13 protein-coding genes are annotated in these 12,283 nt (G+C 40.3%); 6 read left to right on the top strand and 7 right to left on the bottom strand.

Features of this window, described 5'->3' with window-relative positions:
* Positions 1-3: 3 nt before the first annotated feature.
* The 3 genes from CDG55_RS13885 to xerD form a co-directional block, all read right to left on the bottom strand.
* On the bottom strand, positions 4-1,305 hold the full coding sequence (locus CDG55_RS13885; protein WP_005163149.1) for a homoserine dehydrogenase: 1,302 nt from the start codon (positions 1,303-1,305) through the stop codon (positions 4-6).
* A gap of 127 nt (positions 1,306-1,432) precedes the next feature.
* Positions 1,433-2,248, bottom strand: coding sequence for a DsbC family protein (locus CDG55_RS13880; RefSeq protein ID WP_087536542.1), 816 nt, complete (start codon positions 2,246-2,248; stop codon positions 1,433-1,435).
* Between the two features lie 119 nt (positions 2,249-2,367).
* Positions 2,368-3,288 (bottom strand): site-specific tyrosine recombinase XerD, encoded by a 921-nt coding sequence (gene xerD, locus CDG55_RS13875; protein WP_005163144.1) that lies wholly within the window; start codon positions 3,286-3,288, stop codon positions 2,368-2,370.
* Between the two features lie 150 nt (positions 3,289-3,438).
* On the opposite strand from xerD, the gene CDG55_RS13870 reads away from it, so the two are divergent.
* The 6 genes from CDG55_RS13870 (at position 3,439) to ftsW (ending at position 9,043) form a co-directional block, all read left to right on the top strand.
* Entirely contained in the window at positions 3,439-3,699 is a 261-nt protein-coding gene (locus CDG55_RS13870) for a FeoA family protein (protein WP_034600743.1), read from the top strand.
* Positions 3,696-5,549 (top strand): ferrous iron transporter B, encoded by a 1,854-nt coding sequence (gene feoB / locus CDG55_RS13865; RefSeq protein WP_087536543.1) that lies wholly within the window; start codon positions 3,696-3,698, stop codon positions 5,547-5,549. Before CDG55_RS13870 ends, feoB begins: the two co-directional genes overlap by 4 nt.
* Positions 5,550-5,561: 12 nt before the next feature.
* Positions 5,562-5,816, top strand: coding sequence for a DUF6587 family protein (locus CDG55_RS13860; protein ID WP_005163132.1), 255 nt, complete (start codon positions 5,562-5,564; stop codon positions 5,814-5,816).
* 75 nt (positions 5,817-5,891) lie between these two features.
* The gene (locus CDG55_RS13855; protein ID WP_087536563.1) at positions 5,892-6,179 is read left to right on the top strand and encodes a hypothetical protein; all 288 of its coding nucleotides are present in this window, start codon (positions 5,892-5,894) and stop codon (positions 6,177-6,179) included.
* 301 nt (positions 6,180-6,480) lie between these two features.
* Entirely contained in the window at positions 6,481-7,839 is a 1,359-nt protein-coding gene (murD, locus tag CDG55_RS13850) for a UDP-N-acetylmuramoyl-L-alanine--D-glutamate ligase (protein ID WP_087536544.1), read from the top strand.
* 10 nt (positions 7,840-7,849) lie between these two features.
* Positions 7,850-9,043 (top strand): putative lipid II flippase FtsW, encoded by a 1,194-nt coding sequence (gene ftsW, locus CDG55_RS13845; RefSeq protein ID WP_087536545.1) that lies wholly within the window; start codon positions 7,850-7,852, stop codon positions 9,041-9,043.
* A gap of 48 nt (positions 9,044-9,091) precedes the next feature.
* On the opposite strand, the gene gluQRS is transcribed toward ftsW, so the two are convergent.
* From gluQRS to CDG55_RS13825, 4 genes are all read right to left on the bottom strand, one after another.
* A complete protein-coding gene (gene gluQRS / locus CDG55_RS13840) occupies positions 9,092-9,955 on the bottom strand; it encodes a tRNA glutamyl-Q(34) synthetase GluQRS (RefSeq protein WP_087536546.1) in 864 nt (287 codons plus the stop codon).
* A gap of 129 nt (positions 9,956-10,084) precedes the next feature.
* On the bottom strand, positions 10,085-10,618 hold the full coding sequence (gene dksA, locus CDG55_RS13835) for an RNA polymerase-binding protein DksA (protein ID WP_005163120.1): 534 nt from the start codon (positions 10,616-10,618) through the stop codon (positions 10,085-10,087).
* 189 nt (positions 10,619-10,807) lie between these two features.
* A complete protein-coding gene (gene cpdA / locus CDG55_RS13830; RefSeq protein WP_087536547.1) occupies positions 10,808-11,623 on the bottom strand; it encodes a 3',5'-cyclic-AMP phosphodiesterase in 816 nt (271 codons plus the stop codon).
* 20 nt (positions 11,624-11,643) lie between these two features.
* Positions 11,644-12,255 carry an NUDIX domain-containing protein gene (locus CDG55_RS13825; RefSeq protein WP_005163115.1) on the bottom strand — a complete coding sequence of 204 codons (612 nt, stop codon included), beginning with the start codon at positions 12,253-12,255 and terminating at the stop codon, positions 11,644-11,646.
* Positions 12,256-12,283 lie beyond the last annotated feature (28 nt).

The following is a 12,283-nucleotide window of genomic DNA, read 5'->3' as shown; positions in this document are numbered from 1 at the left end:
TGATTAACTATCGAGCGATTCTAAACGAATTCTTACGATTTCGCCACGAATAGCTGGTAATGCTTGAATTTGAGCAAGTGCTTCATCCATTTTTGATTCAACAATTGGGTCTGTCAAAATCACGATAGGAATCAAATCTTTCAAGCGAGATTGCTGCATGATCGCATCGATGCTGATACCAGCACGGCTAAGGATGGTGGTTATATCAGCGAGTACGCCCGTTTGGTCTTCAGCATTTAAACGGATGTAGTATCCAGTCGTCATTTCTTCACGACTCAGGATAGGCATGTTCGTTAGTGCTTCAAATGCTAATTGTGGAATCGTTCCTGCACCATCTTCGGTATAAGAAATATCACGTACGATATCAATCACATCAGCAACAACTGCAGAAGCCGTTGGACCAGCGCCAGCACCAGCACCATAGTAAAGCGTTGGGCCTACGGCATGTGCTTGTACCAATACCGCATTTTTAACACCGTTCACATTGGCAATCAGTTGTTCTGCTGGAATCAGTGTAGGATGAACACGTAACTCAATACCATTACTTGCACGACGCGCAATACCCAAATGTTTGATACGGAAGCCAAGTTCTTCAGCATATTTCACATCTTGTGCGGTAATTTTGCTAATGCCTTCTGTGTAGACCTTATCAAACTGTAATGGGATACCAAAAGCACATGACGCCAAGATAGTGAGTTTGTGCGCAGCATCAATGCCTTCTACATCAAAAGTTGGATCTGCTTCAGCATAACCGAGTTCTTGAGCTTCTTTGAGCACATCATCAAATGCACGGCCTTTTTCGCGCATTTCAGTCAGAATGAAGTTACCTGTACCATTAATGATACCTGCAAGCCATTGAATATGGTTTGCAGCTAGACCTTCACGAATGACTTTAATAATTGGAATACCACCAGCAACCGCTGCTTCATAAGCGATTTGAACAGCATTATCTTCAGCTGCTTTAAACAACTCATTACCATGTTCTGCAAGTAGTGCTTTATTGGCAGTAACCACTTGCTTGCCATGTTTGATGGCTTCCATGATAACTTCATAGGCAGGATGAATACCGCCCATCACTTCGACTACGACATCAACATCAGGTTGACGTACGATGTCCATGAGATCATCACTTTGTTTGATCCCTTCGAGTTGTAAATCTGGACGTGGACGGCGTGTGCCTACATGTGTAATTTGAATTTCGCGACCGGTACGGCGTTTAATTTCAGCAGCATTTTCTTGTAATAATTTAAGGGCTCCACCACCTACAGTACCAAGACCGAGTATCGCCAGACGAACTGGTTTCACGTCACACTCCATTTTATTCAATCATTTTAATGAAGCTTGATCATAGCTAAAAAAGTGCGCAGACACTAGGGCTAAGATCATCTTTAATCTGTCGCCCGAGTCGTGGTGAGGTGGTGTAGAGAATGTTTTATTTTTCTAGGCGTTTAATGATTTCATCTGGAGTCATGTATCCACCTAAATACACACCTTCAATATTATAAATTGCAGGTGTACCATTCACGCCCATATTTAAGCCTAATTGATATTGATCACGAACTGGATTTTTACATTCTGCTGATGCAACTGGTAAGCCTTGCGCAGCTTGATCGAATGCAGCTTTACGATCTTGACTACACCAAATCGCTTGCATGGTTGGCATAAATTGCTCTCCACGTGGCCATGCGATGTAACGGACTTCAATGCCTTTCGCATTAATTTCGGCAAGATGTTCATGTAGTTTGTGACAATAAGGGCAGCTTGAATCAGTGAATACATAAATGACGTGTTTCGCTTTACCCCCTTGTGCTGGGTAAACGATAAGGTCTTCTGTTTTGAGTGCTGCTAAGTGCTTTTTATTTTCAGTCGCTTGTAAAGCTTCACTCACATTTTTTAATTGTTTTTCACCAAGACGAATGACATCACCTTGAATGATATATTGCCCATCACTGGTCGCATAAACTGATCCCATGCCTTCTAGGCTCACCCAAAATAAATTTGGAACCTCGGTTTTTTTAATGGCAAGAATTTTGGCATTAATATTGGCGGTTTTAAAATGTTTTTCTAAAGTAGAAACCAGACGTTGTTGTGCATTACGTTCATTTAAAGTTGATGCTTCACCCGTGGCTGGTGCACTCGCCGTCAGAGCATCAGGCTTTTGTGCTGAATTTTCTTTTGAACAAGCGCTGATCAAAAGTGTTGAGGTTAATGCACATGCAATGAACAACTGAGACCGAGTAAACAACATAAACAACCTTTGATACTGTATTTATAAGCTTGCCCAAGCATACCAAAAATTTAAACTGAGTTCGTTAAATCTTGCTGATGCCATGTGAATGAAATCATGTTGATTGATAAAAGGTAGTTTTATCCTCTTGGATGGTATTTGTTATGTAGTTCTTGCATCCGATGCTGAGCAACATGCGTGTAAATTTGAGTAGTTGATAAATCACTGTGGCCAAGTAGCATTTGCACAACACGTAAATCAGCACCATGATTGAGTAAATGTGTTGCAAACGCGTGTCGTAAGGTATGTGGGGATAGTTCAGCGAGAATATTCGCTTGTAGTGCATAACGTTTAATCGCATACCAAAAATTTTGCCGACTCATGATGCCGCCATGTTGCGTCAAAAATAAATAATCCGTACTACTTTTATAGAGCTGAGGTCGTGATTCGGCGAGATATTTTTCGATCCACTCACAAGCGTGTTGTCCGAGAGGGACGAGGCGTTCTTTATTGCCTTTACCTGTAATACGAAGAAAACCCTGTTTTAGATTAATCAATTCCAAACGTAAATTAAGTAGTTCTGATACACGTAAGCCACAGGCATATAACACTTCAAACATTGCTCGGTCACGGAGACCAAGCGCCGTATTCACATCGGGTGCATTGATTAATGCTTCTACATCTTGTTCTGATAAATCTTTAGGTAAAGCACGTCCAATTTTAGGAGAACGATGGTTTGCCACGGGATTATCATCTCTTAGTTTCTGTTCTCTCAGAAATTTATAAAATTGACGTAAAGCAGACAAGCAGCGTGCAATGGAGCGTGGGCTTTTGCCTGCTTTAGTGAGTGCAATTAATACATCAGCAATATCATCACTGGACCATTGCGTTAATGTCACATTTGGATGTAACTCAGCACATTGAATAAGATCTGATAGATAGGCATTTCGTGTATGTGGACTCACGGTTTGCGCTACTAAATAATCACGAAAACCGTGTAAAAAACTGAGATGTTCTGGAATTGTGACTGCAGTTGGAATACGAGGTTTTTTATTTAACATAATCAGAAAAGTCCTTCATTCAACTGCACTGTAAAAGAAAAATGAATTGTTGTCGATCTGTCACAGAAGCGAATGCCATTGAGATTGTTTTTGGTAATTATTCTCATTTGCCTGTATACTCTTGGAGAAAAGAGTTTAGGGTTAGAAGCGGTGCGATTGTCAGCATTAAAAGTCAAGCAAACGGCGATGATTACTAAAGTGAATCGCTTAGTCGATGATACCGAACAGCCAGACCTTGTGGCTATTCGTTTAGAGAGTTTAGGCTTTGTGCCTGGTACACAAGTACAGGTGATTACCAAAGGTATTTTTGGTGGCGATCCGATTCTAATCCAAATTGGTTTTACGCGTTTTGCATTACGTAAAACTGAAGCCGATAAAATTGAAATCCAATTTGAAGGAGCACCTGCATGAGTGATGCGTTACGTGTTGCCCTTGTGGGAAATCCAAACTGTGGTAAGACTTCTTTATTCAATCACTTAACTGGAACACGCCAGAAAGTTGCCAATTATGCAGGGGTCACAGTAGAGCGTAAGGTTGGACATTTTCAGTTGCCTTCAGGACGAAATGTTCGAGTACTTGATTTGCCTGGAACATATAGTTTGCAAGCAACAAGCCCTGATGAAGAAATCACGCGTGATGTGTGTGAAGGTAAAATTGCTGAAGAAGGGCAGCAAGATGCATTTTTATGTGTTGTTGATGCGACTAATTTAAAGCTTCATCTCGGATTAGTGCTAGAAATTATTGAGTTAGGGCGTCCGATCCTTGTTGTGTTAAACATGATGGACGAAGCACGTCGCCGTGGAATTCAAATCAATACTCAAAAATTATCAGAGCGATTGGGCGTTCCCGTGGTTGAGACAGTCGCTGTGCGTAACTCAGGTATTGAGAACTTACTGCACGCATTAGATCAACAAAAATATACAGTGCCCCATACCGAACTCAGTGGTTTAACGGGTGAGCATCATCAAAAGATCCAAATTATTTTTAAAGATGTGGTGAACTTTGTTGATCAGGAAGATAAGCGAACCGATTTTCTCGACAAAATATTTTTGCATCCTGTATTGGGCTTATTAAGCCTTGCTGTGATGATGTTTATTGTGTTCCAAGCTGTATTTGCTTGGGCAGCTCCATTTATGGATGGGATTGAAAGCCTTTTCGGATGGTTAGGTACGACACTTGGTACCTATATTTCGCAGCCTTTGCTCCATAGTTTAGTCGTTGACGGGATTATTGCGGGTGCAGGTGGCGTTGTTGTGTTCTTGCCCCAAATTTTGATTCTGTTCTTCTTTATTTTAGTGTTGGAAGAGTCTGGGTATTTACCACGCGCAGCTTTTTTGCTCGACAAATTAATGTTTACAGCAGGCCTCAGTGGTCGTGCGTTTATTCCGTTACTTTCAAGCTTTGCGTGTGCAGTGCCGGGTATTATGGCAACCCGTAGTATTAGTGATCCGCGTGATCGTTTTACCACGATTATGGTTGCACCATTAATGACTTGTTCAGCACGATTACCCGTCTATGCCTTATTGATTGCAGCATTTATTCCAAATCAAATGGTATGGGGAATTTTCAACCTGCAAGGTTTGGTACTCTTTGGCTTATATATGTCGGGTATTGTCAGTGCATTGTGTGTTTCGATTGTGATGAAATTTCTACAAAAAGATAAATCACAACATGCATTATTACTTGAGTTACCAAGTTATCGTATTCCTGATTTAAAAAGTGTCGGGATTGGATTATTAGATCGCGCCAAAATCTTCTTAAAACGTGTGGGTGGAATTATTTTCGCTCTTTCGATTTTACTTTGGTTCCTATGTACTTTCCCACAAGCACCAGATGGTGCGACACAGCCTGCAATTGATTATAGCTTTGCAGGAATGTTGGGGCACCTGATACAACCAATTTTTGCCCCAATTGGTTTCAATTGGCAGATTTGTATTGCATTAATTCCAGCGATGGCAGCACGTGAAGTAGTCGTTGCAGCATTGGGTACGGTCTATGCTTTATCTGGCGCTGATGATGATGCAGTGGCACAAGGTTTATCACATTTAATCAGTATGGATGGTACAGGTTGGTCATTGGCTACAGGTTTATCTTTATTGGTTTGGTTTATTTATGCGCCACATTGTTTGGCAACCTTAGCAACGGTACGCCGTGAGACGGGTTCATGGAAATATGTTGCAATCATGGCAACGTATTTGTTTGGCTTGGCTTATCTAATGTCTTTTTTCACCTACCAAATTGCATCACGCATTTGGGGCTAAAAGGAGTCGCTTATGTTTGAGTATTCGATTGTTGCTGTATTAGTGTTATGGAGTGCTTTTGTCGTTTTTAAGAAAGTATTCCCTAAAACCGCAAGTTCCTTGTCGCTTATTTTGTCAAATCTATGTCAGCGATTTGGTTGGTACCGTTTGGCAACATGGTTAAAACCTAAAATTGTGGTGGGTTGTGGCGGAGGTTGCGGCTGTGCTGTCGATGATAACAATGAACCCAAGAAACAGGAAACCATTCAAGCGATCAAATGGCGTTAAAAGATAATGATTGCTCATATGCTAGGGTATGGGCAATTTTTTAATAATCAAAGAACTAAAATAAAGAGTCACAGAATGAATCAACTAGAAAATATAGAAATAAAAGTATTGAGCCTTAGACATAAGTTAATTTTGTTTGGTTTCATCGTGTTGCTGAATATTTTTGCTATTCTGAATTGGTCGGAAACTCATCATTTAAAAGCAATTTTATCTTGCTTAGGTTCTAATCTCTGTTTTATGTATTTATGGTTAAGACCTGAGATTATTCATTTTCAGCTACGAAATGCCACAGCCAAGAAAATTGATGGGATAATGTATGTTGCGATCATTTTATGGGTATTTTCTTATTTTATTCCTAATTAATTGGGAATGGTGAGCATTTTAGTCAAAGCCCTACAGAGAACGATTGTTGTTGTCACTGCGTTATCTTTCTTCATTCAGAATGACTAAATCTCGCGAAACGTATTTTTATCTAAAAATTTTGCGCTATACGGCTCATATCACAAACATCTTTTGAATGTGAACAATTCCCTATACAAGATATAGATTCACTTTTACGCACTGACACAAAAAAGCCTGAATAAAACGAAAACTGAAAAAGCATTTAAAACAGTAAAGTGCTAACATTTTTGCATTCTGTAATCTGCAAAAAAATGGGGCAAAAATGTTAATACAACGTGGTGGATTAAAAGTTGTAGCTGGCTTAGGGATTTCGGGAGTGTCAGCAGTCAACTTCCTACATGAACAAGGCTACCAAGTTGCAGTAACGGATTCTCGGGAAACACCGCCAGGGCATGATCAAATTCCTACCAGTGTTCGTACCAGTTTTGGAAAGTTGGATACAGAACTTTTATTACAAGCAGAAGAAATTATTCTTAGTCCAGGACTTGCGCCGCAATTGCCAGAAATTCAACAAGCAATTGAACAAGGTATTCCTGTTGTTGGTGATATTCAAATACTACGTCGTGCTACTGAAGTCCCAATTGTTGCAATTACAGGATCAAATGCAAAGAGCACAGTAACGACGCTGATTGGGTTAATGGCACAAGAAGCTGGTCGAAAAGTCGCTGTAGGCGGGAATTTAGGACGTCCTGCATTAGATTTGCTCAAAGATAAGCCAGAGTTAATTGTTTTAGAGTTATCTAGTTTTCAGTTAGAAACAACCTCAAATTTAAATGCAGAAGTCGCAGTTGTTTTGAATATGAGTGAAGATCATTTAGATCGTCATGGTGATATGCTCGGTTATCACAAGGCCAAACATCGAATCTTCCAAGGCGTGAAAAAAGTGGTGTATAACCGCGATGACAATTTGAGTCGTCCGCTGGTACCTGATGTTACACCAATGCAAAGTTTTGGTTTGAATGCACCTGATTTAAATCAATATGGCGTGCTTCGTGATGCTGATGGCACGATGTGGTTAGCGCGTGGCAGGGCACGTTTGATGAAAACCTCTGATATGTATATTCAAGGTATGCACAATGTTGCTAATGCACTCGCATGTTTGGCGCTGGGTGAGGCGATTGGTTTAGATACTGAATCCATGTTGGAAACACTCAAGCACTTTAAAGGTTTAGAGCATCGCTGTGAATATGTGAAAACAGTTTCTGGGGTGCGTTACTATAATGATTCTAAAGGAACCAATGTCGGTGCAACCCTTGCTGCAATTGATGGTTTAGGCGCTGCTATTGAAGTGAAACATGGCAAACTAGCATTAATTCTAGGAGGTCAAGGTAAAGGTCAGGATTTCAAACCATTACGAGATGCGATTCAAAAATATGTAAAATCAGCGATTCTGATTGGTGAAGATGCAGCTGTGATTGAACAAGCTATTCAAGGTACCACTGTAATCCAACACGCAACGAGTTTATCGGAAGCTGTAGCTCTCGCACAGAAATATACTCAGGCTGAAGATGTCGTTTTACTATCACCAGCTTGTGCAAGCTTTGATATGTTTAAAAGCTATAATGATCGTGGACATCAATTCGTGGCATGTGTAAATGCCCTGAATGAAAATAAAAATTAGGAACTGATCTATGGCTGATTTAGCCCAAAATACGGTACAAAAGATTTCACAATTATTGAGTCGGTTGCCCAAGCTTCCTGCGGAAATGACAGCACGTAATATTCTCATTTTTTGCGTCATTTCTTTGCTGTGTTTCGGTTCGGTCATGGTGGCATCCGCATCGATGCCATATGCCGAATATATTCATGAGAATCCATTTTATTTCTTAATTCGTCATGGAATTTCGATTGTTGTTGCTGCTGTGGTGGCATTCTTAACCTATAGAGTTGCCTTGAACTTATGGTTTAAAAATGCTTTTCCATTATGGCTTGTGACGATGGTACTACTATTGGCAGTGTTGGTCGTAGGTTCGGAAGTAAACGGTTCACATCGTTGGATTAAGCTCGGTGGTTTTACTTTACAACCGACGGAAATTGCCAAGATTGTGATGGCGATTTTTACCGCTGACTATGTTGTTCGCCGTGCTAAAGAAGTTCGAACGCATTGGAAAGGCCTGTTGCGCCTGAGTGGTGTCATGGCACTGACAGTTGGATTTATTGTTGCAGAGCCCGATCTCGGTGCAACGGTTGTTATTGTCCTCATGATGGTTGGTGTGTTTTTCTTGGCAGGTGCACCAGCAACACAATTCTTAATTATGTTAGGAGCAATCTTTGCAGGGATTACGGCACTTATTTTATTTGAACCATTCCGTTTCCAGCGTTTAATTTCCTTTACGAATCCTTGGGCTGACCCATTAGGTGTTGGTTATCAGTTATCAAATGCGTTGATGGCATTTGGACGTGGAGAATGGATTGGAACGGGTTTAGGACACAGCGTACAAAAGCTTTCCTATCTTCCAGAGGCGCATACAGACTTTATGTTAGCGGTTCTTGGCGAAGAATTTGGCTTTGTTGGCGTCACCTTGGTGATGGTATTGTCCTTTACGATGTTAGCGTGCTGTATTCGAATAGGACATCGTGCTCTGCAACATAACTACTTACGCGCAGGTTATTTGGCATATGGCATTAGCATTATTTTTCTGATGCAAATTTTGGTAAATGCTGGCATGAATATGGGTTTAATGCCGACTAAAGGTTTGACTTTGCCGTTTATTAGTTATGGCGGTACATCTTTAATGATGTGTGCTGCAATGATTAGTTTAATTCTGAAAATTGATGCATCAACGCAAGAACTTAATCCAGTTAAAGAAGAATCAAATTTCTAATCGTATCGAAAATAAAAAGCTCTACTTTAAGTAGGGCTTTTTTATGGCTTATAAGAAAGTACCTGTGAGATGGATACCTCTAGGAATTACCTTGATGTCCCATTGTTGAACAGCTTGTTGCAGCATGATGCGTGGCTGGTCAAGTTCAACCAAAGGTTGCCCTAAAGCTAAAATAGCCTGCTGTAAGAGGTTTGATGCTTTGCTGATATCCAGTGCTTGAGCCAAATTTTGTTTAGACAGTTTTTGCCCTTGATGATTCATGGCAAGGGGGAGGTGCATATAGTTGAGAGATGGATAATTCAGTAAAGAGCCTAACCAAATTTGTCTGACGGTATTGTCTAAAAGGTCTGCGCCGCGAACCACATGCGTAATACCTTGTAAATAGTCATCTACGACCACAGCCAATTGATAGCTTATAATGCCGTCACGGCGCTTGAGTACGAAATCACCTAAATCATGTTTTAAGTTGGAAGATTGCTGACCTTGTAAGCGATCTTCAAAACAAATCAATTGATCGGCAACTTTCAAGCGAATAGCTTGATCATTGAAATCCAGATGTAAATCGCGGCAAGTACCAACATAAATATGATTTGAACCCAGTATTTTACGGGTACATTGACAGGCATAGATCGCATCTAAGTGTTTTAACTGCTCAAGAACTTGTTCATAAATCTCTAAACGATCTTTTTGGCAAATAATTTCTGCATCGGGTTCAAATTGAAAGGCATCAATACAAGATCGGATATGGTTTTCACTATTGGGATAGATACGAGGAATATCGGTATCTTCAATTCGAACTAGCCATTTGCCGTGGTTGGCTTTGGCATCACAGTAACTTGCGACTGCGGTGAGTAGGGAGCCAAAATGCAATGGGCCAGTTGGAGAGGGGGCAAATCGTCCGATGTAAGGCATAAAGATTTTATGGTTGTGTATTTCAATCCTTCTCCAGTCCCTCCTATAAAGGAGGGGAAATACTCGAATATCATAAATCTTTCAATTCGTAGTATTCCTCCCTTTTCAAAGGGAGGTTGGGAGGGATTATTAACCGTTATTTTGCTTTTCTTTGATTTCAGCCAAAGTCTTGCAATCGATACATAAAGTCGCTGTTGGACGTGCTTCTAAACGGCGTAAGCCAATTTCGATACCACAAGTTTCACAGAAACCGTAATCTTCGTTTTGAATTGTTTCAAGTGATTGTTCGATTTTACGAATGAGTTTGCGCTCACGGTCACGTGTACGTAATTCAATCGCAAATTCTTCTTCTTGCGTTGCTCTGTCGTTGACGTCAGGAAGAGCAGTTGACTCATCTTGCATTGTGTTCAATGTACGATCAACTTCAGACATTAACTCAGCTTTCCATGCATTTAAAATTTGGCGGAAATGCTCAAGCTGTCCTTCAGACATATATTCTTCATTTTTCTTCGGCTGATAAGGTGCAATTCCAAATAAGCTGGCAGTTGTACCACCTTCTGAAGCTTTTGGTTTGGTTTTACGTACGCGTTTCACAGCCGATTTTTGATCGTCGATCACTTCTGTCTGTTCGTCCAAGACTTGATTTTGGTTGTCATTCGCCATATAGGGCATTCCTCATCTTACACGTACTATCTATACGCAAAAAATATGGTGATATGCAAGTGTTTTTATAGAAACCTAAGATGGTTTTTCCCATCAAGGGTCGACATCATATAGAGTTTTTCAGCAAGATGGTAGTCATTCCCGTCCAGATTTTGTGAGAAAACGAGAATGTAATTTGTAATCAAAAGTTTAGTCATATCCCAAGACTTCAGAGCTATTCATTCGCTGTGAAGTTGATAAACGATAGACCTGAGTTTCGATTTCTCCGTTTGCTTTCAGTTTAATAAAGCGGTAACCCGGATGTTCTTCATCGAGTGCGAACTTATCACTTTTAGGTTTGAATTGTATGCAGGTTGATGGCGTTGATAAAAATTGAATATCTTGCCATGTGTTAATGGAATCTTGGTGGACATGACCACAGATGATGGCTTTGATATTTTGAAAAGGTTGAATCCTTTCGAGTAAATCAGATGAGTTCTTTAGTTTATGTTGATCAATCCAAGCAGATTCCATCGCAAAAGGATGGTGATGGCAGGCAATCATAATATGACGATCATGATGTTTTTTTAATAATTCTGTTAATTGTTCAAGGCCAGTCTCTGCAATTTTGCCCTCAATTCTGGTTGGCTGTGCACTATTGAGTAAAATAATGCACCAATCGCCGATTTCTACAACAATAGGTTGATGCGGATCTGCTCCATGAAAAGGGAAGTGAGATACATCATCATGATTGCCAGGCGTCTGAAAAAAGGGAATACCTATACTCTGCATATGCTTAAGATAGCGATCATAAGTCACAGTTGTTGGGTTTTGTGCTAAATCTCCAGTATGCACAATCATATCGATCTGCGGATGTTGTTGGCGCATCAAGTCAATTACTGCATGAAAGCTTTGTTCAGGGTGCATCCCGACAAACTCTAAATGAGGATACTCCAATAAATGAGTATCAGTAATTTGTATAATCACAAAATCTTTTTGTGATAATTTTGAGACTTGAAAAGTCACCGTCTTATCCCCTTTCAGATTTATTGTCGTTGTATATGTTGACTAAGCCATTGTAATGCCATGATGACAGGGGCATTCTTCAAGCGATTATTTTTGAATAACATGGTGATTTCAGCGTAATCAAACAAATGGAGTTGAATATCTTCCCCTTCATCTGGAACGCCAAAGATGCCACCACTGCTTGGTAAATCAACTTCTGCAGCATATAAATGAAAAAACTCAGCGCATGCACCAGCAGAAGGATAAAAACTGAATAAATGCTGCAATTCATTAATTTCGCAGCCTGATTCTTCTAGACTTTCACGACGAATACAGGTTTCTGGAGATTCATTTCCATCCAGTACACCCGCAATGATCTCAAGTTGCCATGCTGACTCGGAGTCATTTAATGCACCAACTCGGAATTGTTCAATAAGTGCGAAACGTTGTTGCTGATTGTTATAAAGTAAAACGCCAGCAGCTTCTGGACGATGTATAAGTTCACGCTGAATAATTGGTGAATATTCAGATCGATGAAATAGTCGGTGCGTAAGATTCACTTTCTCAACTTGAATGAATCCTCGGAATAAAAACTCCCGAGATTCTATCGTAACGTCGGATGCTGAATAGCTGGCGTGGTCAAGAATATTCATCTTCAATCAGGATGAGATTGTACATATC

Origin of the sequence: Acinetobacter sp. WCHA45 (assembly GCF_002165255.2) — a bacterium.
Taxonomy (GTDB): Bacteria; Pseudomonadota; Gammaproteobacteria; order Pseudomonadales; family Moraxellaceae; genus Acinetobacter.
The sequence above is the reverse complement of the archived record's forward strand: the minus strand, read 5'-3'. Positions and strand labels throughout refer to the sequence as shown.